This is a genomic window from Paenibacillus solanacearum (genome assembly GCF_910593845.1).
GTDB classification, from domain to species: Bacteria; Bacillota; Bacilli; order Paenibacillales; family NBRC-103111; genus Paenibacillus_G; species Paenibacillus_G solanacearum.
In genome coordinates this window covers 171,923-192,910 of sequence record NZ_CAJVAS010000012.1, presented here as the reverse complement: position 1 = coordinate 192,910, position 20,988 = coordinate 171,923, and the positions used below count along the sequence as shown (strand labels likewise).

At 54.4% G+C, this 20,988-nt stretch carries 24 protein-coding genes; 7 read left to right on the top strand and 17 right to left on the bottom strand.

Annotation, left to right across the window (positions count from 1 at the left end; genetic code table 11):
• Positions 1-127 precede the first annotated feature (127 nt).
• The 4 genes from KXG62_RS15725 to KXG62_RS15710 are packed head-to-tail and all read right to left on the bottom strand — an operon-like array spanning position 128 to position 2,134.
• Entirely contained in the window at positions 128-328 is a 201-nt protein-coding gene (locus KXG62_RS15725) for a hypothetical protein (RefSeq protein ID WP_218092931.1), read from the bottom strand.
• 31 nt (positions 329-359) lie between these two features.
• Positions 360-1,496, bottom strand: a complete 1,137-nt coding sequence (locus KXG62_RS15720; RefSeq protein WP_218092930.1) for a zinc-dependent alcohol dehydrogenase — start codon at positions 1,494-1,496, stop codon at positions 360-362.
• Complete coding sequence (locus tag KXG62_RS15715) at positions 1,493-1,879, bottom strand: spore coat protein (protein ID WP_218092929.1); 387 nt, start codon at positions 1,877-1,879, stop codon at positions 1,493-1,495. The genes KXG62_RS15720 and KXG62_RS15715 overlap by 4 nt, the downstream gene beginning before the upstream one ends.
• A 12-nt stretch (positions 1,880-1,891) precedes the next feature.
• Positions 1,892-2,134: a hypothetical protein gene (locus tag KXG62_RS15710; RefSeq protein ID WP_028552139.1), complete on the bottom strand. Its 243-nt coding sequence runs from the start codon at positions 2,132-2,134 to the stop codon at positions 1,892-1,894.
• Between the two features lie 147 nt (positions 2,135-2,281).
• On the opposite strand from KXG62_RS15710, the gene KXG62_RS15705 reads away from it, so the two are divergent.
• Positions 2,282-2,563 carry a hypothetical protein gene (locus KXG62_RS15705; RefSeq protein ID WP_218092928.1) on the top strand — a complete coding sequence of 94 codons (282 nt, stop codon included), beginning with the start codon at positions 2,282-2,284 and terminating at the stop codon, positions 2,561-2,563.
• A gap of 185 nt (positions 2,564-2,748) precedes the next feature.
• Here KXG62_RS15705 and KXG62_RS15700 read toward each other — a convergent pair whose 3' ends face one another.
• Together KXG62_RS15700 and KXG62_RS15695 are read right to left on the bottom strand one after the other, a co-directional pair.
• Positions 2,749-3,267, bottom strand: coding sequence for a CBO0543 family protein (locus KXG62_RS15700; protein ID WP_218092927.1), 519 nt, complete (start codon positions 3,265-3,267; stop codon positions 2,749-2,751).
• Complete coding sequence (locus KXG62_RS15695) at positions 3,264-3,755, bottom strand: CBO0543 family protein (RefSeq protein WP_246627472.1); 492 nt, start codon at positions 3,753-3,755, stop codon at positions 3,264-3,266. Before KXG62_RS15695 ends, KXG62_RS15700 begins: the two co-directional genes overlap by 4 nt.
• Positions 3,756-3,885: 130 nt before the next feature.
• Between KXG62_RS15695 and KXG62_RS15690 the strand changes: the two genes are divergently transcribed.
• A complete protein-coding gene (locus KXG62_RS15690) occupies positions 3,886-4,971 on the top strand; it encodes an L-dopachrome tautomerase-related protein (RefSeq protein WP_218092945.1) in 1,086 nt (361 codons plus the stop codon).
• A gap of 148 nt (positions 4,972-5,119) precedes the next feature.
• Complete coding sequence (locus KXG62_RS15685; protein WP_218092926.1) at positions 5,120-5,380, top strand: hypothetical protein; 261 nt, start codon at positions 5,120-5,122, stop codon at positions 5,378-5,380.
• Positions 5,381-5,738: 358 nt separating this feature from the next.
• Here the strand turns inward: KXG62_RS15685 and KXG62_RS15680 are convergent, their stop codons facing one another.
• From KXG62_RS15680 to KXG62_RS15665, 4 genes are all read right to left on the bottom strand, one after another.
• Positions 5,739-6,890, bottom strand: coding sequence for an NADH-dependent flavin oxidoreductase (locus KXG62_RS15680; RefSeq protein ID WP_218092925.1), 1,152 nt, complete (start codon positions 6,888-6,890; stop codon positions 5,739-5,741).
• A gap of 160 nt (positions 6,891-7,050) precedes the next feature.
• The gene (locus KXG62_RS15675) at positions 7,051-7,377 is read right to left on the bottom strand and encodes an AzlD domain-containing protein (RefSeq protein ID WP_218092924.1); all 327 of its coding nucleotides are present in this window, start codon (positions 7,375-7,377) and stop codon (positions 7,051-7,053) included.
• Positions 7,368-8,114, bottom strand: coding sequence for an AzlC family ABC transporter permease (locus KXG62_RS15670; protein WP_218092923.1), 747 nt, complete (start codon positions 8,112-8,114; stop codon positions 7,368-7,370). The genes KXG62_RS15675 and KXG62_RS15670 overlap by 10 nt, the downstream gene beginning before the upstream one ends.
• 72 nt (positions 8,115-8,186) lie before the next feature.
• Positions 8,187-8,660, bottom strand: a complete 474-nt coding sequence (locus tag KXG62_RS15665; protein WP_218092922.1) for a low molecular weight protein-tyrosine-phosphatase — start codon at positions 8,658-8,660, stop codon at positions 8,187-8,189.
• A gap of 297 nt (positions 8,661-8,957) precedes the next feature.
• Here KXG62_RS15665 and KXG62_RS15660 point away from each other — a divergent pair, with 297 nt between their 5' ends.
• Entirely contained in the window at positions 8,958-10,124 is a 1,167-nt protein-coding gene (locus KXG62_RS15660) for an iron-containing alcohol dehydrogenase (protein ID WP_218092921.1), read from the top strand.
• Between the two features lie 104 nt (positions 10,125-10,228).
• On the opposite strand, the gene KXG62_RS15655 is transcribed toward KXG62_RS15660, so the two are convergent.
• The 5 genes from KXG62_RS15655 to KXG62_RS15635 all read right to left on the bottom strand — a co-directional run bounded on the left by KXG62_RS15655 (position 10,229) and on the right by KXG62_RS15635 (position 14,663).
• Positions 10,229-11,035, bottom strand: a complete 807-nt coding sequence (locus KXG62_RS15655) for a LysM peptidoglycan-binding domain-containing protein (protein ID WP_218092920.1) — start codon at positions 11,033-11,035, stop codon at positions 10,229-10,231.
• Between the two features lie 203 nt (positions 11,036-11,238).
• Positions 11,239-11,787 (bottom strand): glutathione peroxidase, encoded by a 549-nt coding sequence (locus KXG62_RS15650; RefSeq protein WP_218092919.1) that lies wholly within the window; start codon positions 11,785-11,787, stop codon positions 11,239-11,241.
• A gap of 125 nt (positions 11,788-11,912) precedes the next feature.
• Positions 11,913-12,635, bottom strand: a complete 723-nt coding sequence (locus KXG62_RS15645; protein WP_218092918.1) for a DsbA family oxidoreductase — start codon at positions 12,633-12,635, stop codon at positions 11,913-11,915.
• A gap of 254 nt (positions 12,636-12,889) precedes the next feature.
• Positions 12,890-13,924: an NADH:flavin oxidoreductase/NADH oxidase gene (locus KXG62_RS15640; protein ID WP_218092917.1), complete on the bottom strand. Its 1,035-nt coding sequence runs from the start codon at positions 13,922-13,924 to the stop codon at positions 12,890-12,892.
• Between the two features lie 19 nt (positions 13,925-13,943).
• Positions 13,944-14,663 carry a 3-ketoacyl-ACP reductase gene (locus KXG62_RS15635; RefSeq protein WP_218092916.1) on the bottom strand — a complete coding sequence of 240 codons (720 nt, stop codon included), beginning with the start codon at positions 14,661-14,663 and terminating at the stop codon, positions 13,944-13,946.
• A gap of 163 nt (positions 14,664-14,826) precedes the next feature.
• Here KXG62_RS15635 and KXG62_RS15630 point away from each other — a divergent pair, with 163 nt between their 5' ends.
• The 3 genes from KXG62_RS15630 (at position 14,827) to hxlB (ending at position 16,576) form a co-directional block, all read left to right on the top strand.
• Positions 14,827-15,162 (top strand): winged helix-turn-helix transcriptional regulator, encoded by a 336-nt coding sequence (locus tag KXG62_RS15630; RefSeq protein ID WP_218092915.1) that lies wholly within the window; start codon positions 14,827-14,829, stop codon positions 15,160-15,162.
• Between the two features lie 219 nt (positions 15,163-15,381).
• On the top strand, positions 15,382-16,014 hold the full coding sequence (hxlA, locus tag KXG62_RS15625; protein ID WP_218092914.1) for a 3-hexulose-6-phosphate synthase: 633 nt from the start codon (positions 15,382-15,384) through the stop codon (positions 16,012-16,014).
• 4 nt (positions 16,015-16,018) lie between these two features.
• On the top strand, positions 16,019-16,576 hold the full coding sequence (gene hxlB, locus KXG62_RS15620) for a 6-phospho-3-hexuloisomerase (RefSeq protein ID WP_218092913.1): 558 nt from the start codon (positions 16,019-16,021) through the stop codon (positions 16,574-16,576).
• A gap of 165 nt (positions 16,577-16,741) precedes the next feature.
• On the opposite strand, the gene KXG62_RS15615 is transcribed toward hxlB, so the two are convergent.
• Entirely contained in the window at positions 16,742-18,568 is a 1,827-nt protein-coding gene (locus KXG62_RS15615) for a UbiD family decarboxylase (protein WP_218092912.1), read from the bottom strand.
• Between the two features lie 152 nt (positions 18,569-18,720).
• On the bottom strand, positions 18,721-20,451 hold the full coding sequence (gene ilvB, locus KXG62_RS15610) for a biosynthetic-type acetolactate synthase large subunit (protein WP_218092911.1): 1,731 nt from the start codon (positions 20,449-20,451) through the stop codon (positions 18,721-18,723).
• Positions 20,452-20,988: the final 537 nt, after the last annotated feature.

The following is a 20,988-nucleotide window of genomic DNA, read 5'->3' as shown; positions in this document are numbered from 1 at the left end:
TCTACAAATAGCTACCTGAGTAATACATACATCCTTAATTTACCAAAAAGTCGTCTTTTCGATGGCTTGTTTGCTATGCCATTCTACGTGAGTACAATCAGTTACTATTGATTTCAGACTTTATCTCCTATAGGGTCGCTTTAGACAGCACTCCACCGAGCTCCTGAAGCTGCTGCTGTGATAATTGCACGTCTTGCTGCAAAATTTGCATGAGCTCCGGGTCGGTTACCAGAGCTTGCATGGTTTTGGATTTGGTCATGCAAACGGTCTTGAACGCAGCCATTTCATGAACCTCCAGCATCTCATGCAAAGCGTAATTGGAATTCATTCGGATTGTCCTCCCATGTATCTATCCATATTCAAGGCTTTAAGACGACTTTGATGCAATCGTCCGTTTTCGTATCGAACACTTCATAGCCGCGCTTGGCCTCGCTAAGCGGAATGACGTGCGTAACAATGTCTCCAGGGTCCACTTTTCCCGAAGTAACCAACTCGTACATATACGGCATGTAGTGAATAACCGGGGCTTGTCCGGAACGGATATTCACGTTGCGCTGCATGATGTCGCCGAGCGGGAATCCATTATAGCGTCCGCCGTATACCCCAGTGACTTGGATAGTCCCGCCTTTGCGGACAGCCTGAGACGCAATGATAAATGCGCTCATGGTGCCGCCTTGCAGTTTCAAACCGCTGGCTAGAAATTCGAGATCGCTCATCTTGCCGTCCATTCCTACCGCATCAATCACGACATCGGCGCCGCCTTTGGTCATTTCCTTGAGATTGTTGCCGATATTGTTATCCTGTTCGAAGTTTACGATTTCCACATTGTTCGTTCGCTTCGCATGCTGTAAGCGGTAATCGACATAGTCAACGGCGATGACCCGCTTTGCTCCCTTCAGCCAGCAGAATTTCTGGGCCAGAAGTCCGACCGGACCGCAGCCGAGCACGATGACCGTATCTCCATTCTTGACGCCGGCGTTATCCACGCTCCAGAATGCCGTCGTCATGGCATCGGCGATCAAGCTTAGCTTCTCGTCCGGTTGCTCGCAGTTTTCAGGAATCTTGAAGTGGGTGAAATTAGCAAACGGAACTCGTAAATACTCAGCTTGCCCGCCAGGGTAACCACCGGTCGTTCCGGAGTAGCCGAAATATGCGCCCATATCCCCGTGTTCGTTTGAATTGTCGCATTGGCTTTCCAGCTGATTTTTGCAAAAAAAGCATTCTCCGCATGCGATGTTGAACGGGATGATCACACGGTCGCCTTTCTTTACCTTGGTCACGCCAGGGCCTACTTCTTCTACGATACCCATCGGTTCATGCCCAATGACATAGTTCTCCTGAAGGTTAGGGATCATCCCGTGAATCAGGTGAAGGTCGGAACCGCAAATGGCGGTACTGGTGATCTTTACGATCATATCGTCCGGTTTCTCAATCTTCGGATCCGGCACCTCTTTGACCACGACATTTTTAATCCCTTGATACGTTACCGCCTTCATGCTTTATGTCCTCCAATATGTTCATCTGGGGTCCGATCAAACATCCCTTTACGCGACGTATCATCCGGGAACAAATTCATCTGCCCGATCATCACCGTATTTTTCGCCGAAAGCTGGTCGAGCTGGTACTGTTCGTTCAGCTCGTAAGGATGGAACCATTTTTTGCGAATCATAAGCTCCGTGATTTCTTGGTGCATTGCAATCCCCTGCTTAAGATGATTGCGCAGCAGCGCTCTTACATCGGGAGAAGCCGTTTCCGTCAGGGCGATGGACAAATTTCGCACACCCTCCTTGGCACGAAGAAGGAAGTCCATTGCAAAAGTCATATCTGCCATCTCCGGCATATTTAACGAATTAATCGGGTCTAAATAATCGGTGTTCATTGGCGCTCCCCTTTAATGTGTGATAGGTGTCGGGCTATTCGGAACAGGCGCTTGGAATGGAGCTCTTGCGTAGATTGCTTGCAGCTCAGCGATCTGTTGTGTGGATTGAAATACGTCTTTCTGCATTAACGCTTTTAGCTCTTGGTCAAAGACCAAGCCTTGCATGAGTTTTGACTTAGCCAGGCAGAGCGTTTTAAAGTTTAACGCTTCATGCAGTTCCATTGATTCATGCGGCGCTAGCGTTGGCGTATTCATTGAGAAATGATCACCTCCTTTTTTCAATCAAAGTTAGATTTTCCGACGCATTGGATCTTCATACAATCGCAGGAATATAAACAGAATCTCAACCGCATACTTATTTCTGTTTAATTAATGATTTTGTTCAAGAAGGGAGGACCCGCCATGCCCAAAGAAAACAAAATTGATCTAGCCACCGAAAATGCAAGAAAACCGGCAGAAGGTGCGCTTCACTCGAGCGGCAATACGCTGGAGCAGCATGCATCTAACGCGGTTTCTGAGGCGCAAACAGCTTTAAATCAGGCGATAAACTCGATAAGTGAATCTAATGCGGCAACAAATTCACAAGCGTTGGAGACGGCCCGGCAGCAATTGACCCAAGCAGAGGAATTTTTAGATCAAGCGCAAACTTCAGCAAACGCATTAAGTCTGCCGGACCAACAATAAAACGGTAGCTTTGGTAGCGGCAGATCTCCGCATGGGCAAATGACCCGCGTTGACGCACACACGTCGGCGAACGCACTTGATTTGCCGGACCAGCGCAGCGAATCATGACAAGCGAAAGGGAGGCCCTTAAGGGGCCTCCCTCTTTCTTCTGCTCTGGGCGACGTCTTCGGGGCATAGCCCCACTTTTAGGAACGTGTCGTACTGGCTGCATTCTTTTGTTTTGCCGTTTCCACTCGTGTCATGGTTCCGAAGTAGACCACACAGAACACTCGAGCCATCAGGAATGTGAGAAAAATCATGGCCCATGACCAAAACCAGTTCCAACGAACATACCGAATCAGATCGGTATATTGTTCGATAAGCACCTCGACCACCGTCAGTACAGTAGTGAATAATACATAATAGCCGAATTGAATCCAGCGCCTCCGATGGGACGGATAATAGGCGTTAAACACCGCGCATGTCATCGGATAGGTCATATATTCGTAGGTGAAGCTCGTCCGGTTAACGTCGGCAAGCTCCCTTACGGGATAGACGAGAAGTTGGAGTTCGACCACGGCATGACCGAAAATACACATAATCCACTGTTTGAACAAAAAAGCGACTATCGCCAATCGACGTTTCTGCCGCGGGATGAAGAGAATCAATAACAAAGAAAGGATCCACACGGAAATGATGATCCCATATTGCAGTTGCAAACTCATCTCTCGCTCGCTTCCTTCCTGAAAACTTGGCTGTCTCTAAAGAACCAGCTCGCTAGGCCGTGGACGGATAGGAATATAATCGATAACACGATCGCCATCAAACTCCAGTGAAAATGTATATAATCCACCAATTCGGTATTTGCGGCTAGCAATCCGTCAATTAAGGTAAGCAGTGAAATCCAGGCGGCAAAGTAAAAACACTTCGTCAAATGATTCTCACGAGGTCTGTAGATGTAATAAAGACCGCTCGCAACAGGCGTCCACATCACTTTGAACGTGATATTCAAATCCGAAGCTTTGGGAAATTCACGCAACGGGTAGGCCACCAAATCAAATTGAACGAGCAGCACTTCTACTATCCATACTACAGCCTGACACGCAAGAAAGCACATCAAAAATTCATGAGCTTTCACTTTTGGAACAAGGAAATAGATGGTGGTCACGCACACAAACCAGCATAGCAGCAATAAATTTCGTTCCATATCCATGACCATAGCTTGTATAAGGAAGGAAGATTCTATGCGTAAAAATATTTTATTATCTGGGCACTTGAATCACATTCAGTCATATATATAGGTGATAGCAATTCGAACCTGTTGAGGAGGATTTTATAAAGTGATGTTACCGAGTGAAAAGTATTTCGGTAAGTTTGAGGCGGTTTTTTTATTTTACGGAGCCATGCCTACCGGCGTTGCTGTTTCTGAAACCGGACGTATTTTCATTTGCTTTCCGAAATGGGGAGACGACGTTAAATTTACGGTGGCTGAAATCGTTCACGATACATTACAGCCATATCCTAGTTTAGACGCTAATGTGGTAAGCCCATCGAATATCACAACGTCCTTCATTAGTGTCCAAAGTGTCGTTGCTGATGGAAAGGGAACGCTTTGGGTACTGGATACAGGAGCTCCTAATTTCTCAGAACCCATCAAAGGGGGGGCGAAGTTAGTCGCTGTAGATTTAAATTCAAATACCATAAGAAGTGTATATACATTTACGGAAGATGTTGTCCTGCCAACCACTTATCTGAATGATGTCCGATTCGATTTTCGTGTTGGTAAAGCAGGTTATGCTTATATAACGGATTCGTCTTCCCGAGGACCAGGAGCCATTATTGTCGTTGATTTAGAAACGGGTTATGCCTGGAGACGGTTAAACGGGGTAAATTCAACTTCGCCGGATCTTTTTCTCTTACCGAAAGTTGAAGGTAAAATCCTGATGAATCGAAACAAAGACGGATCTACTTCACCGTTTAGATTGGCATCCGATGGTATAGCGATTTCCCCGGACGGCAAGATGTTGTATTTTTGTCCTCTCTCCAGTCGTCATCTGTACTCGATTTCAACGGAAGCCCTAAGAGACCGAACGATACCGGATATGAACTTACAGTATCACGTGAAGTATTGGGGAGAAAAAGGTGCTTCAGATGGAATGATCACCGATGCAAAAGGAAACGTTTACGCTGGAGACTATGAAAACAATAGTATTCGGAAAATATTGCCGAATGGAATAATGGAAACCATCGCACATGATCCGAGAATTTTATGGCCAGATACTTTTTCTATTGGTCCAGATCAATACTTATATTTCATCGTGAACCAATTACATCGGCAGGCAAGATTTCATTATGGAAATGACCTGCGGCAGAAGCCTTATAGTTTACTCCGTATGAAAATAGACGAACCACCTGCTCCTACGTTTTAATAAATATTTCACTTTACAAACCGCTTGGCAGCCTATTCAGCTATCGGAGAACGATAGCTCAATCATGACAAGACGGCTGCCGTCGTTGCGAATTGGCAGGATATCGGAACATCAATCAATAACCACTATTGAGGAAGGGAAAACCCATATGAAATCGGATATTAAATCTATTGAGGATTTTTATGATATGGAAGGTAATTATTTACAAACGGAAATAATCCATTCCTATTCAAACAAATCTAAGCTGTTGCTCACGGAAGAAAATACCCTTAAAGAAACAATTCATGAACCCTCCACAATCCTTATAACCCCTGATAATGCAAAGAAGAATTTAAAATTAAACAATATGACCCAGGAAGAAAAAGCACAGGTGAAAGAACATTTGTTAGCTTTCATGGAAAAGCTGTAAGAAACGAATCTTTTATGGGATTCAGCTATTGTCAGTATGTCAAAGGTATGGCTGAATTCCCCTGTCATTACGGATTACGAGTTCAATGTCCCATGATTAAGCTCCCGCGAAAACGCGAGACAAAACTTGAATTACAGTTTTGTCTCGCGTTTTATATTTAAGCAAAGTGGTGTCGTTTATTAAACCAGCTTTGTGTCGGTGCACAAATGTCCAGCGGTACCGCGAGCCATCGTTCGGTTCAGTCTTCCCAAAGGTACGTTGAGCTGCGCCGGGAAGCCCCTCCGGCGTGGAAGGCCTTCGCTTCATCGGCTTGCAAAGTACAGCGCCTTGCAGTCGGCTTATGCGAAGAACAGGGCAGTTACTTCTCCTCGAACGGCAGCCAGCCGGGAATGCTTCGGAGAAGCTGCCACATCGGATCGGGAATCGACAGCCGTTCGCAGCCGTTCGCCGGCATCGTTGTGCGGATGTCTGCACTGCGTCCGCTGCGGGCTTTGTCGACCCAATCGGGCTCCATGAGGAGCTCGCGTCCCAGCGCGAGGAGCGGAACGCCCGATTGCATCGCTTCGAGCGCGTCTTCGGCCGTGTGAACGGCGCCCACGCCGATGAGCGGCACCCGGCCGCCGACGCGCTCCTGCAGAATGGCAAGGCGAGATCGGCCGCCCCATGAACCCCGGCGCGGCGGGTTGCGGAAGTCGGTCAACGAGATGTGAAGGTAATCGAGCCCGCGACCGGCAAGTACGTCAACGAATGCCAGCGTATCCTCCATGGTGATCCCCGGCTGCTCCCGCTCGTCCGGAGCGTCCGACGCCGCTCCGGGCATGTCTCGCTCTTCCGGCGAGAGCCGGTAGCCGACCGCGAACGGCCGGTCCGCGTGCTCGCGGACGACGCGCTGCACTTCGTCGACGACCGCGAGCCCGAACGTCATTCGCCGCTCCAGCGTGCCGCCGTACCGGTCATTGCGCTGATTCGAGAGCGGCGAGAAAAATTGATGGGTCAAGTTGCCGTTGCCCCCATGAATCTCCACGCCATCGAACCCGGTCGCGATCGCCCGGCGAGCGGCTTCGCCGAACGCATGAATAATATCCGCGATCTCGGCCTCCTCCAGCGCCCGCGGCACGGCAGCGCCTTCGCGGGCTTCTGGCACCGCGCTCGGGGCGACGAGATCTCCCGTCCTCGTACCCTGGCGTCCCGTGTGGAACAGTTGAAGGACCGCCTTGGCCCCTCGCTCCCGAATCGCTGCGGCGAGCCGGCGCAGACCGGGGATATCGTCGTCAGCCGCGGCCCCAGGGGAGCCGTGCATCCCGCCGCTCGGTGTCACCCAGGTGGCTGCCGTAATAATCAGACCCAGTCCTTCCGACCGCCTGACATAATATGCGATCTCGGCAGCGGAAACCTTGCCGTCAGGTTGAGAGGAAAGATGCGTCATCGGGGCCATCACGAGCCGATTCGCGAGCGTTACGCCGCTCGGTAGTGTATAAGGTTGAAACAACGATTGTACGGTTGATTGCATGTGCGATCCACTCCTTTTTTGTCCGCTCCGGTGTATCACCGGATGAGGTAGTTGTAATTATAGAGCGGATCGGCCGAAGACGTAAGAACGCAAAATCGTTGGACTTGGTCCATTCATCTGGACCTGCCGAAGTCCGAGTAGCTGTTTCCCCGGAAATCTTCTACATATACAACCGCAGCAGCGTGATCGAAATCATTCCGGCCACAACGGTACCTAATAAGCTTCGGGTCAGAATCGCCGTCAAAAATGCGGGGAGCGCCGCGAATAGTTCAATGTTTTTTCGGAAGGAGACGAGCTTACCGTCGGCCGTCAGCAGCTCTTGTCCCACCAATGCGGCCATGACCGCGATGGGGACATAGCTTAACCATCGCATCGCCCAATCCGGTATGTTCATGCGGCTAAGCACGACAAGCGGAATCACCCTTGGGATGAGCGTCGCGATGGAAGCCCCGATAATGATCCAAAAGATAGTCATATTCACTTCCATTTGTCCACCGCCATTCCAAGCGTAGCGGCAGCGACAGTCGCTACAATAACGGCCACACTGCCGGATAACGCAATACTCGCTCCCACCACGATAACAACGGCGCATACGGCAACCGCGAGATCTTTGACCCATTTTCGGCGGCTTGCCATTTGAAGCACGAGCAGACCGATAAACATCGAAGCTAACGCAAAATCCAAGCCGAGCTTTGCCGGATTCGTAATCCATTGACCTAGGAAAGCTCCGGCCAACGTGGCGGCAAGCCAGTGAAGATAAGCCGTTACATTTAAACCGTGCATCCATTGTTCGCCGATATGGTTGCGGCCCGCCACTTTGTTCATCGCAACGCCGAATGTCTCATCCGTCAGCAATGAGCCGATCAGCATTGCCTTCAAAGGGGTGAGATGGCGAAAATACGGCGATAACGCCGCGCTGAGCAGAAGGTGGCGAAGATTGACAATAAATACGGTCAACATCATGGCCGCCGCCGATCCGTGCGATGCAACCATGCCGGCGAGTATAAACTGCGCAGAGCCGGCATAGATCAGCAAAGACATGAACGTAATCTCCACTATGCTGAGTCCGGAAGTATGTCCGACCACGCCGGCAGCAAATCCAATGCTTAAATAACCGAGCAGCGTTGGAACGCAGTCTTTGACCCCCTGAAGGAAGCTGTCCTCACGCACTTCGGCTCCGTGTCTGTTCCTGTGAATGTGTTCATGCACGAGAAGCTCCTCCATCCCTTGTTCGAAGCCCTTTCGTCAGTTCGGATAATGAATGATACTGAAATGTTTCAGTGAGCGGCCCCCGTATTAGTTCAAATTTTCCTTTTCGCAAATGTAATCCAGCAGTTGCTCGCAGCCTTCGTTTACCAGCTCATACACTTCGTCAAAGTTGCCCGTATAGTACGGGTCCGGCACATCGTTTCCCTTATGGTTCGGAACGAAATCCGTCAGCAGCTTCACTTCGCAGCGAGCATCGTCCGTTAACCATTTGGAGATGTTTTGCATGTTGCTGGAATCCATGGCGATCATGTAATGGAAAGAGTGAAAATCATCCGTCCGAAGCTGGCGCGCCCGAATTCCCGAATCATCAATGCGGTATCGCTTCAAGATTTGACGCGTTCCTTGATGAGGTGGCTGGCCGATATGCCAGTCCCCGGTTCCGGCGGAATCGACCCGGATGCGGCCGGCGAGTCCCGCTTCATTGATTTTGTGACGCAAAATGGCTTCCGCCATGGGGGATCTGCATATATTGCCCAAGCAGACGAACAGTACGTTAATCACGAAAAGTCCTCCATCCTCGTCTCTCTCAAATTTGCTGCACAGGGTACGGGACCTTGTTCTGCGTCCACACGCTCGCCTTCATCTTATCTCATTCGCGGGCGAACTTCCAAGCATGCTGTGCCAAGCCCACTCGCCGTTCGGCCCCATCCCTTCGCAGCCGCCTCTTCCCATATTCACCTACATGGCACTCATACGCATGTTCATTGTCAATCGATCTCTTTTGCCGTAAAATAGGCTCAGCAAACAAGCGCTTCACCGAGCCAGACGGACTTCATACATTGAGGAGCAGCGAGAACATTGGAAACTTACAGCTATTATTGCAATACCCGCATCGAAATGGGAATGGGCCTCTCCGAGCAGCTGCCCGAGCTGCTTCAGTCGCTCCATATCGGCAAATCAATTGTTCTGGTCAGCGATCCTGGGGTAGTCAAGGCCGGCATCGTTCAGCCGATCCGGGATCGGCTCACGGCCGCAGGCTATCGCGTCGTATTATTCGATGAACTCTCGCAAAATCCGCGCGACACCGAATGCCTTAACGGCGCGAGGCTGTTTGCCGAGGAACGGCTGGACGCGGTCGTTGCGATCGGCGGCGGAAGCGCTATGGATACGGGAAAGGCGATCGCCCTGCTTGGCCCGAACGGCGGTACGCCGCTGGACTACATCGAAGGATTGCGGGCTTACGAGAACATCGCGCCGATCGTTTGCATACCGACCACAGCTGGAACGGGCTCTGAAGTAACGCGTTCCTCGGTCATTACGGAATCGGCCACGCACCGGAAGCTGACGCTCAAGCATGCGTCGCTGCGTCCTCTGCTTGCCGTGCTCGATCCGAAGCTGACGTTCACCGTACCGAGAGCCGTTACGGCCGCCACCGGCGTAGACGCATTGGTTCATGCCATCGAAGGATATTCGTGTAAGGTGACCCATCCGATCTCACAGGCATTCGGCGCGCGGGCGATGCGAACGATCGTCGCTGCGCTGCCGGCGGCTTTCCGTGACGGGCATGACGAACAGGCGCGGTACGCCATGCTGGAAGGCAGCATGCTGGCGGGCCTCTGCTTCGGCTCCAGCGATGTCGCCGCCGTCCACTGTCTGGCCGAGGCGCTCGGGGGATTGTACGACACGCCCCACGGCGTCGCCAATTCGGTATTCCTGCCGTATGTACTGCAGTTCAACGCCCAGGCGGAGCAGACGGTCCACGCGCAAATGGCGCGGCATATGGGCTTCGCCCAAGATTCGCATTCGGACGACCAAGCCGTCCAACGATTGATCGCAGGCGTGCGCGAATGGACGCAGCAGCTGGAAATTCCCCGATTGCGGGAGCTGCCCGGCGTCCGCCGCGAGGACTTCCCGCGCATCGCCGAGATGGCCTATCTCAACAACTCCACACCCAGCAACGTACGGCCGATCCGCCGCGAAGACTACCTGCAGCTCATTGAGCTAGCTTACAACGATGCGTTCTGAGGAGGACATTCTCGCTGTACGGCAGCTCAACAGCATGCGAAAAGGAGAAGATCTGCCCCTACAGCAGTTCTTCTCCTTTTTTTGTCCATCACGAGCTGTCCAGCTTAAAATATAACGGGAACATCCACCAAATCTTGCATGCTGCCGTCGCGGGCACTGCGCGTGTACACCATCAACACGCCGTTTGGCGTAGAAGGTGCTTGATCGAACGAGATCTGGACGACGAATGCTCCGAAAGCCGGCGCGCCTTGCGCAGCCGTTGCAGTCCGTTCCCCGGTTACAGGGCTATCCATCGCGTCGCGGATTTGGTAATGGATTGTCGCTTCGAACGCGCGGGCGCTGCCCGACAACCGCTGTCCTTGGGAAACCCTCGTTCCGGGCAGCGGCTCGAATACTACGATATTCGTTGAGGATGGAAGCGGCGCGACCAGGTGGAAGCCGGGGTAAAGAACGTCGAGCGAGGATAGCGCCGGGCGGCTGCGATTGGCCCGGATCCACGCGCTCATCGGTATACCGAAGCGTCGGGAGATTCGGTACAGCGAATCCCCCGGCTCCGCCTCATACGCGAAGGCGGCAATGTACAACAGTTGGCCGACCCGCAGAAGATCCGGCTGCTGCAGCTGATTCACGCCGGCCAGCATGTCGGCGCTGACGGAGAAACGATCGGCGATCCGGTACAGCGTATCTCCCGGCTGAACCTGATACAAGACTGCGCTTTGCTCGGCCATACCGGGCAATCGAGCCAGCAGCGCTTGGCCGGGAAAGATCCGGTTCGGGTCGGCAACGGGTGGATACAACGCGTTGATCTGCACCAGCGAAGGCACATTGGTGCCCAGTCGAACCGCAATCGAATGCAAAGTATCATTCGGATGAACGGTATACAGCAAGTGGGTGCCCGGGGAAATTGGCATGAGAAGCAGCTCCTCTGCAAAAAGGATATATCCCCATCCTATGCCGTCTTCTTCCTTCAAATGTGATTCGATGCGTCCGTCGCTTTCCGAGGGTCAGGAAGAAACGCCCTCCCCCGCTCGCTCAACGTCATTATTTACTTAGGCCCCGCCATACGGCGCACTAGTGCACTGGTCATAACGAAACCCTAAACATTCGTCAGTGTCTACTGCAGCAGCGAATCGATGCCCACACGGATCGCTTCAATCGAATCGGTAGGCTCGAAGCGGCGAACGACGTTTCCTTGCCGGTCGATAAGGAACTTCGTGAAATTCCATTTGATCGCGTCGCCAAGCAGCCATTCCGGCGCTTTTTCGGTAATCATCAGCTTCAGCAGCTTGGCGTTCATGTGATCCTCGAATCCCTTGAACGGAGCCGCCTTCTTCAAATAATCGAATAACGGATGCGCATGGTCGCCGTTCACTTCGATTTTGGCGAACACCGGGAATTTCACGCCGTAATTGATCTGGCAAAATTCCGCCGCCTCCTGATGGCTCCCAGGCTCTTGCTCGCCGAATTGATTGCAGGGAAACCCGAGAACTTCTACTCCCTGTTCACGGTACTGCTCATACAGCTTCTGCAAATCGTCGAACTGCGAGGTGAATTTGCACTTGCTGGCCGTATTCACAATAAGAACCGGTTTTCCCTCGTAATGATATAGAGGAAACCGTTCTCCGCTCGTCTTCTGCACGTTAAAATCATAGATCGTCGCCATCTGCATATCTCCTATCATCCCATAATTTACTAACATATAATAAGTTAGATAGGATTGCAATAACGAGTGTCCCAAAGACCCGCCGGCTTTATCCGCAGCCAAGCGGGTCTTCGTCTCTTATCCTGTTACGGTTTGCGGGGAGGCGGGGTGCAAGCCCCGTCTTCGCATCCGTTCGCCGAATCTCCATCCTGTTCATTGAGCAAGGTAAGGGGAGATGACGCCTCCCACGCTTTCTGCAGCGCTTGCAGGAACACTTCGCCCGGCTGTGCGCCCGAGACGCCGAATTTGCGGTCAATCACGAAGAAAGGAACGGCGCGGATCCCGAGCGCGGCCGCATCCTGCTCATCAGCGCGAACCTCGTCTGCAAATGCGCCGCTTTCCAGCATGTGCAGGACATCGTCCCGGTCGAGGCCGACCTCCGCAGCGAGCCCGGCCAACGTTTCGCGGTCGCCCAAGTGCAGCGAGTCGGTGAAATACGCTTTCAGCAGCCGTTCCGTCATCGGCGTGAGCTTGCCGTGGACGGCGGCATATTGCGCCAAACGATGCGCGTCGAACGTATTCGTCAGCACCAGCGTGTCCATATGATAGGCTAACCCGAGCGCGGCGGCTTGCTCCACCACATTGCGGTTCATGTCGATCGCTTGTTCGCGGGACATGCCGTATTTGCCCGCCAGCATCTGGTGAACGTCGTGATCGACGCTTACCGGCGCGTTCGGGTCCAGCTCGAAGCTTCGGTATACGACCTCCACCTCCGCGCGCTGCGGAAACTGCTCGAGTGCAGCTTCAAACCTCCGCTTGCCGATATAGCAGAACGGGCAGGCGAAATCCGACCAAATTTCCACTTTCATGTTATGATAGCCTCCTTTTATTCGATCGGGAGTTGTTCATGAAACGTTCTTCATGCATTCTTCCCCTATTATGCAGATAGGACTCGGGTATGCACTTGCGAGGCCCCTACGGACTCTTCTGCCATTGTACGCCTGCGGCGCCGATTGTTCAAATGTTCCGGCGGCATACACCAAAACGGCGAACCGGACGAAAAGCGCGTCCGGTTCGCCGCTGATGGATTGGCAATCAGGCACATCGCCGCGCCTGTACTATGTTAATGATAAGCGCGCTCGTACTGCTGCGGCACGTGCTTCTCCTCGCTGCGCAGCGCGTACGCCGCGTGCGTGGCCCAATACGGATCGCGTAGCAGCCCGCGGGCGATGGCGACCAGCTCGGCGTCGCCGTTGCCGACAACCGACTCGGCCAGCGCCGGATCTTCGAGCATGCCGACCGCGACGACCGGAACGTTCAGCGCCTGTCGAATGCTGCGGGCAAATGGAACCTGGTACCCCGGGTAGTTGCCGGGCTTCCGCTCACCGGCCGGCCCTTCTCCGCCGGAGCTTACGTGGAACGCGTCGACGCCTGCCGCTTGATACGCCTTGCACAGCTGAATGGCGTGATCGATGCCGTAGCCGCCATCCGCGTATTCAACCGCAGAAATGCGGAAGAAGAGCGGCATGTCAGGCGGCAGCTGCGCTTTTACCGCTTCGATCACTTCGACGCCGAAGCGCGCCAAATCTTGTCCGTACGCATCCTCGCGCCGGTTCGTCAGCGGCGAATGGAACTGGTGGATCAAGTAGCCGTGCGCGCCGTGGAGCTCGATCGTATCGACTCCGGCCTGCACTGCACGTCTGGCGGCATCGGCGAACTTGCGCACCATCTCTCGTACTTCATCGGTCGTGAGCGCCCGCGGCAGCTTATACTCGGGACCGGGAAACGGAATCGCCGATGGCGCGACCGGCTCGGGCGCATCCTCCGCCTTGCGGCCGGCATGCGCGATTTGAATGCCGATCTTGGCGCCGTACCGGTGCACGCCGTCAATGATTCGCGCGAAAGCGGGAATATGCTCGTCCGACCATAGGCCCAAGTCGTAATCCGTAATGCGACCGTCCGGCTCGACATCGGTCATTTCCATAATGATCAAGCCCGTACCGCCGACCGCGCGGCTAACGTAATGCACATGATGCCAGTCATTCGGCTTTCCGTCCTTTTCCATTACCGAGTATTGGCACATCGGCGCCATCACGATACGGTTTTTGAGCTGCAAGCCTTTTAGGCTGTAAGGCGAAAGCAAGTAATTGCTGCCCATGTCGTTTCATCTCCTTCTCTTATTGCGGATTGGTTGTCCATAGGCCGGCTGTCTTGACGAAGACGCGCGGCGGCAGCTTCAAGGCGGCCACGACGAGATCGGCCAAGTCCTCCGGCTGCATCATCCGGTCCTCGTCCCCGATCTTCAGGCCGGCATTCGCGGCAAGCTCCGTATTGACGGTGCTGGGCGTCAGCGCCGTCACGCGAATGTTCGATTTGCGCACCTCCTGCATCAGCGCTTCCGTGAAACCGAGCACGGCTGCTTTGGATGCGCAGTAAGCCGACCCGGTCGCGAAGCCGCGCTCGCCGGCGGTGGATGCAATACTGATAATGCTGCCGCTCGCTTGCGCCAGCATCGTCGGCAGCGCGGCGCGGGTCACGTAATACGTGCCCATCAGGTTCGTCTGAACGATGCTCTCCCACAGCTCGGGCTCCATCTCGGCAACGGTGCCGAACTGCGCGATGCCGGCGTTATTGATTAAAATATCGAGCGAGCCGAGACGGCCGATAAGCGATTGGACCGCCTGCTCCGCCGCGTCTCGGCGGGCGATGTCGGCGGAGACAGTATATACCTTGACGTGATAGGCGCTCTCAAGCTCGGCGCGCAGCTCCTCCAGATCGGAGGCGGTTCTCGCTACAAGGCCGAGGTTTACGCCTTCCTTGGCCAGCTGTACGGCAATCGCTTTGCCGATGCCTTTTCCCGCTCCGGTGATCACTGCGTTTGTATGTTTCAAATCCATCAAGATCTCTCCTCCATTAAATGATTGGCTGCATGCTCCGTCCTCATCGTCTCCATTTCTTCCTATGAGCATACATTGCGATTATGGTATATTATATTCATAAATTCAAGTACCCACTTTTTTGTATGATAGTATCATTTTTTATACTAAAGGAGCCAAAACCATGGGTGACATGCAATTTAAGAGCTCGGTGGAAACGACGCTCAAAGTCGTCGGCGGCAAATGGAAGCCGGTTATTTTGTGTCATTTGACGGAAGGGATCAAGCGGTTCAGCGAGCTGAAACGGGACATGCCCGATATCACGCAAAAAATGCTGACGCAGCAGCTTCGTGAGCTGGAGGACGACGGCATTATCGACCGAAAAGTGTATACGCAGGTTCCCCCGAAAGTCGAATACTCGCTGACGGAGTACGGCGCGACGATCAAGGAAGTGCTGGATGTCATGTCGGTATGGGGGCTGAAGCATCAGCAAAAAATCCAATCATCCGCTCCGCGTTAACACGCGCCCAGCCGATCATTGTACGCCGCTAGCCTTCCCCGCGGAGGCTGCGAATCATAGGCCTCGAACCGACAGGCTCGGGGTCTTTTTCCATGTCCTTGGTATCCGTTTGGGTACTACGTTACAAAATAGTGCGTACTTCTCTTTTGGGAATTTACGTTTTACAATGTGCCCATGGCTATGAAAGCACAACCCAAACACAGAAGAGGAGTGATCACGATGCAGTTACAACTGGCATTAGATCTGGTAGACATCCCGCAAGCCAAGCAAGTCATTCAAGAGGTTGAACCGTATATCGATATCGTGGAAATCGGCACGCCTGTCGTGATCAATGAAGGGTTGAAAGCCGTAAAAGAAATCAAAGCCGCTTTCCCCCACCTGACCGTTCTCGCCGACCTGAAAATTATGGACGCCGCCGGATACGAGGTCATGAAAGCGTCCGAAGCCGGGGCGGATATTGTTACGGTGCTTGGCGCGTCCGAGGATTTGACGATTCAAGGCGCAGTCGAGGAGGCGAGAAAGCATAACAAACAAATTCTCGTCGATATGATCGGGGTCAAGCATCTGGAAGAACGCGCACAGCAGGTGGACGCGCTCGGCGTCGACTACATTTGCGTGCATACCGGATACGACCTGCAAGCCGTCGGCAAAAATTCGTTCGAGGACTTGCAGACGATCAAACGCGTCGTGAAGCATGCCAAGACGGCCATTGCCGGCGGCATTAAGCTGAGCACGCTGCCCGAGGTGATCGCAGCCCGGCCGGATCTGATCATCGTAGGCGGCGGCATCACGGGCCAGAACGATATAAAAGCCGCAGCTGCGGAAATGCACGGGCTTATCAAGCGAGGGTAACCCGATGCGGACGACGGAATATTTGGCCGAGATTATTAAAGAGCTGGAACGGTCCGCAGGGCAAATGTCCGATGCGCAAGCGGAGCAGCTGGCGGACGCCATCGTACGAGCGAACAAAATATTCGTCGCCGGCGCCGGCCGCTCCGGCCTCATGATCCGCGCATTCGCGATGAGGCTCATGCATATGGGCTACGCTACCTATGTCGTTGGCGAAACGGTGACGCCCGGGCTTACGCAGGACGACCTGCTGATCATCGGGTCCGGCTCCGGGGAAACAAAGAGCCTGGCGTCCATGGCGGCTAAAGCCAAAGGGATTGGCGCGGCGGTGGCCGCCGTCACCATATTCCCCGAATCGACGATCGGGGGAACGGCAGACGTGGTCGTGCGTTTGCCCGGTGCGCCCAAGGACAAGAGCGACGGCGCCTTCGGAACGATCCAGCCGATGGGCTCCTTGTTCGAGCAAACGTTGCTGTTGTTTTTCGATGCAGTCATCCTAAGGCTGATGGCATCGCAGAAGATCGGCTCGGAAGCGATGTTCGGCCAGCACGCAAACCTGGAATAGCCAGGCCGTCGCCGCGCAGTACCTCAGTGCGGGACGCCTTCGATTCTCCCCGTGAAGCAGCAAAAGCTTCCGGCACGCAAGCAGCCTGATCGCCGCTCCGTGCCGGAAGCTTCTATTCGTTGTTGTCAGGCGCCGTCATGCGTTCTCGGACGCCCATCTGCTCTGCTATAAACTGCCGAGGCACGCGCCTTTGACGAACAAGCGCTCGATGCGTTTCAGAACGGCAGGATCGTATTCAAGCGGCGGCGCATGATGGGGCTTGATCCGCGCATCGATGATCAGATTGTCGCAGCCCCAATGCTTATGCTCGGTCGAGCTGTTCACGCCGTGCATGTCATGCGAAGGATTGCTGCGCGTAAAGGTCGCCCACAAGAAGTTGGCAACGTTATCGCTCAGGAAGCGGCTGTCGTCGCACACAACGATCAGCGGGCACGATGGCATCGGACCTTCGGCCGCGATCGCATCGCTAAGCGCGCGGAACTCCTGCTGCGCCTGCGCCTCCGTTGTATAGCTTGGTCCTTCAAGCGCCACGACCCCCGGCATGACAAGCCGCGGATTCGCAAATTCCCCCAGCCGCGTCAGCACGTCAGGCGGCTCCTTGCACAAGTCCCGCTTCTTGTCCCCGTACGCGGCAAGAACCGCCTTGCTCCCTTCATTCAGTCCGGTACCCGAATAATCCAGCGTATCGATGGTCGTGTTCGTGTAGAAATGAACATCCCGGCGAAGATCGATCCGCTCCAGTATATACATCAGGAAGTCGGCTTCCCGGTGCGTATCCAGCGGCACTTCTTCCTCCGCCGTAATGAATACGTATTTCGCCAGACTGAGCTGATTCGTGCCCAGAATCCGGTTGGCGATCGTCAGCATCTCGCTCGGCTGCTTCACCTTCTGGTACGGAGTGTAGCGCTCGCTGCCGATGGCGAACAGCAGCGGATGAACGCCCGCGGCGTCGACCGCATGAACTTCCTTGACGCCCGGAATCTCCGATTGAATGGCGTCCCCCGTCAATTCATGAATCAGCTCGCCGAAGGAAGTGTCCTCCTGCGGCGGCCGGCCGACGACGGTGAACGGCCAGATCGCGTTCGGCTTCGCGTACACTTTATGCACTCTCATGAGCGGAAACGGGTGGACCAGGCTGTAGTAGCCGAGATGATCCCCGAACGGACCTTCCGGCTTCGTCTCGCCCGGATATATTTCCCCGGTAATAACAAAATCAGCATCGTTGCTGATGCAGTAGCCGTCGACATAACTGTAGCGGAAACGGCGCCCGGCCAGCAGGCCGGCGAACGTCATCTCGCTTAACCCTTCGGGCAGCGGCATTACGGCCGACAGCGTATGCGCCGGAGGACCGCCGACGAATATGCTCACTTTCAGCGGCTCTCCTCGCTTGGTTGCCTTCGCCTGATGGATGCCGATGCCGCGGTGAATCTGATAATGCAGCCCGATTTCCCGGTTAGCCGCGTAATCGTTGCCGCTCAGTTGCACGCGGTACATCCCGAGATTCGAATTCATAATGCCCGGCTTATCCGGGTCTTCCGAGTAGACTTGAGGCAGCGTAATGAACGCGCCGCCATCCATCGGCCAATGCTGGATTTGCGGAAGATCCGTAATGGAGATCTCCTGCAGCGTCACCGGCTGGCCGCCGGCTTGCTTGACGGGCAGCGCCTTCCATGCCGCCAGCCCGGTTGCGACTTGCTTGAGCGGGTTCCGCAGAGCCTTCATCGGATCGTTGCGCAGCGCCACTACGTCCTGCACGGATTCCCACGTGTTGCGGAATATAAACTTGGACCGCTCCATCGTGCCGAACAGATTAGATACAGCGCGGAATTTCGTCCCCTTCACGTTCTCGAACAACAACGCCGGTCCTCCGGCTTCATATACTTTCATGTGAATCGCGGCCATTTCCAGATAAGGGTCCACTTCCTCGCGAATACGCACCAAATGTCCGTGCTGTTCAAGCTCGACAATGCATTCCTCTAAACTACGATACATGTGAACGGCCCACTCCAAATCAGTTGAATAATTGTTATTATCCTTACAGTACCACATCGTACCGAATACGTCTAAGCCATGGCCGTCATTTGACGAAACGATGCCTCAGCTGCCTCTTTCGCCTTGCCTGCGTTCATCTGTTGCGCGCATTCTTATTCGAAATCGCCCAATAGCATTTGATTTAGCGGGGTTCCGGCAAGAACCATCGGATACACATTCTCGTCCTTCGACACGACGAACTCCACAAGCACAGGACCCGGCGTACGCATCGCCTCCTGCCAAGCGAGGATCGCCTCCGCTTTATTGCTTGCCCTGAGCCCCTTCACACCGTACGCTTCGGCCAGCTTTACGAAATCCGGACTGCCCGCGAGATCGATTTGGCTGTAACGGCTTTCGTACATCAGCTCCTGCTGCTGCCGTACCATCCCCAGCACCCGGTTGTTGATGACGACGATTTTGACAGGGATCTGATGAATGGCGCAAATCGCCAGCTCCTGCGCGCACATTTGCATGCCGCCGTCTCCGTTGACAGATACGACGATCCGGTCCGGATTCCCGATCTGGGCTCCGATCGCCGACGGGAGGCCGAAGCCCATCGTTCCCAAGCCGCCCGACGAGATCAGCGAGCGCGGATGCTTGAACTTGTAAAATTGTGCAGACCACATTTGATGCTGACCGACATCCGTCGTCACGATCGCTTCGCCTTCGGTAGCCTCATGGATCATCTCGATAACGAATTGCGGCTTCAGCTCCGTGTCAGAGTCCGTATACCGCAGCGGGTAATTCCGTTTGTTCGTTTGAACTTCTTCCAGCCAGCGGCCGCAAGGAGCCGGTACCGCGATCGTATTGGCATACTGGAGCACAGCCTTGATGTCCCCGACGCAAGCGATATCCGTCTTGACGTTCTTCCCGATTTCCGCAGGATCGATGTCGATATGGGCAATCCGTCTCGCCTTGGGCGCGAAGCCGTCCACCTTCATCGTCACTCGGTCGTCAAACCGCGAGCCGATCGAAATGACCAGATCGGCGTTTTGGATCGCCGTATTCGCCGCATACGTCCCGTGATGTCCCGCCATCCCAAGGAACAGGCTGTGGCTGCCGGGGAAGCCGCCCAAGCCAAGCAGTGTAGCGGCGACGGGCACCTGCGTAATATTAGCGAATGCGAGCAGCTCCTCGGCGGCATTCGCATACACGACCCCGCCGCCCGCGATGAGGACCGGTCTCTCCGATTCGGCAATCGCCCGGATCAACCGGTCGATCTCCGCCGTAGCCGGCTCCGGACACGGGTCGTATCCTCGCAAGTTAAGGCTTGGGGACGGCTCATACCGTATGGTCTGGTTCGACACGTCCTTCGGAATATCGATCAGTACCGGTCCCTTCCTCCCGGTATTTGCGATATGAAAGGCTTCCCGAACGATCCGCGGCAGGTCGTTCGCGTCCAGAACGAGGTAATTATGCTTCGTGATCGGCATCGTCATGCTGAATATGTCCGCCTCCTGGAAGGCATCCGTGCCCATCACGGCCGTCGGGACGTTGCCGGTAATGATAACGAGCGGCACCGAGTCCATATAAGCCGTCGCAATGCCCGTGATGAGGTTGGTCGCTCCCGGGCCGGATGTGGCGATGCATACGCCTACCTTGCCGGTAGACCGGGCGTACCCATCCGCCGCATGGATTGCTCCCTGCTCATGCCGCGTCAATACGTGCTTGAACTCCGGATTGCCGGCCATCGCGTCATAGATATACAGCACGCTTCCTCCCGGGTACCCGAATACGCATTCCACGCCCTCTTGCAGCAAACTGCGCAGGAGCGCCTCCGATCCGGTTATGGTCGCCTCTGCTTGAGAGGCCGGTTCACTGTGCGCTGCCGTCGATTTTTTCATAACATGTTCCTCCTTATTTATCACTAAAAAACCCCTCTCATCCGCAGGCTGGCAGCATACAGCTGCCGGGCCTAGGGACGAAAGGGGTATGCTTTCGTGGTACCACCCTGATTCGCTGCCATCTTGCGATCGCAGCCTCATGAGGTAAGGTCGCCCTTACCTGCAGCACGATAACGGGTGCCATTCCGTTTGGATCTACTCGCGGATATGGTCATGCCGCGACGGCTCGCCGCTTCTCCGGCGTCCATCGACTGCTCCGCTTTCAAGCAAAAGCTCCGAGACGACTTCGCGCAACACTTACGGCAAAGGTCTCAGCTTTCCCTCTGCTCTCTGAACGTAAGGCCCGTTTGCGCTTTACTCTCTTCCACGCTTCTTCGTATTCAAAACAATAAACCCCTCTCATCCGCAGGCGGGCAGCATATAGCTGCCGGGCCTAGGGACGAAAGGGGTATGCTCTCGTGGTACCACCCTGGTTCGCTGCCATCTTGCGATCGCAGCCTCAAGAGGTAAGATTTCCTTACCTGCAGCACGATAACG

Coding starts and splice junctions, on each gene's coding strand:
- KXG62_RS15725 (WP_218092931.1), bottom strand. CDS start 328: ATGAATTCCAATTACGCTTTGCATGAGATGCTGGAGGTTCATGAAATG.
- KXG62_RS15720 (WP_218092930.1), bottom strand. CDS start 1,496: ATGAAGGCGGTAACGTATCAAGGGATTAAAAATGTCGTGGTCAAAGAG.
- KXG62_RS15715 (WP_218092929.1), bottom strand. CDS start 1,879: ATGAACACCGATTATTTAGACCCGATTAATTCGTTAAATATGCCGGAG.
- KXG62_RS15710 (WP_028552139.1), bottom strand. CDS start 2,134: ATGAATACGCCAACGCTAGCGCCGCATGAATCAATGGAACTGCATGAA.
- KXG62_RS15705 (WP_218092928.1), top strand. CDS start 2,282: ATGCCCAAAGAAAACAAAATTGATCTAGCCACCGAAAATGCAAGAAAA.
- KXG62_RS15700 (WP_218092927.1), bottom strand. CDS start 3,267: ATGAGTTTGCAACTGCAATATGGGATCATCATTTCCGTGTGGATCCTT.
- KXG62_RS15695 (WP_246627472.1), bottom strand. CDS start 3,755: ATGGATATGGAACGAAATTTATTGCTGCTATGCTGGTTTGTGTGCGTG.
- KXG62_RS15690 (WP_218092945.1), top strand. CDS start 3,886: ATGTTACCGAGTGAAAAGTATTTCGGTAAGTTTGAGGCGGTTTTTTTA.
- KXG62_RS15685 (WP_218092926.1), top strand. CDS start 5,120: ATGAAATCGGATATTAAATCTATTGAGGATTTTTATGATATGGAAGGT.
- KXG62_RS15680 (WP_218092925.1), bottom strand. CDS start 6,890: ATGCAATCAACCGTACAATCGTTGTTTCAACCTTATACACTACCGAGC.
- KXG62_RS15675 (WP_218092924.1), bottom strand. CDS start 7,377: ATGGAAGTGAATATGACTATCTTTTGGATCATTATCGGGGCTTCCATC.
- KXG62_RS15670 (WP_218092923.1), bottom strand. CDS start 8,114: ATGGAGGAGCTTCTCGTGCATGAACACATTCACAGGAACAGACACGGA.
- KXG62_RS15655 (WP_218092920.1), bottom strand. CDS start 11,035: ATGCCAATTTCCCCGGGCACCCACTTGCTGTATACCGTTCATCCGAAT.
- KXG62_RS15650 (WP_218092919.1), bottom strand. CDS start 11,787: ATGGCGACGATCTATGATTTTAACGTGCAGAAGACGAGCGGAGAACGG.
- KXG62_RS15645 (WP_218092918.1), bottom strand. CDS start 12,635: ATGAAAGTGGAAATTTGGTCGGATTTCGCCTGCCCGTTCTGCTATATC.
- KXG62_RS15640 (WP_218092917.1), bottom strand. CDS start 13,924: ATGGGCAGCAATTACTTGCTTTCGCCTTACAGCCTAAAAGGCTTGCAG.
- KXG62_RS15635 (WP_218092916.1), bottom strand. CDS start 14,663: ATGGATTTGAAACATACAAACGCAGTGATCACCGGAGCGGGAAAAGGC.
- KXG62_RS15630 (WP_218092915.1), top strand. CDS start 14,827: ATGGGTGACATGCAATTTAAGAGCTCGGTGGAAACGACGCTCAAAGTC.
- hxlA (WP_218092914.1), top strand. CDS start 15,382: ATGCAGTTACAACTGGCATTAGATCTGGTAGACATCCCGCAAGCCAAG.
- hxlB (WP_218092913.1), top strand. CDS start 16,019: ATGCGGACGACGGAATATTTGGCCGAGATTATTAAAGAGCTGGAACGG.
- KXG62_RS15615 (WP_218092912.1), bottom strand. CDS start 18,568: ATGTATCGTAGTTTAGAGGAATGCATTGTCGAGCTTGAACAGCACGGA.
- ilvB (WP_218092911.1), bottom strand. CDS start 20,451: ATGAAAAAATCGACGGCAGCGCACAGTGAACCGGCCTCTCAAGCAGAG.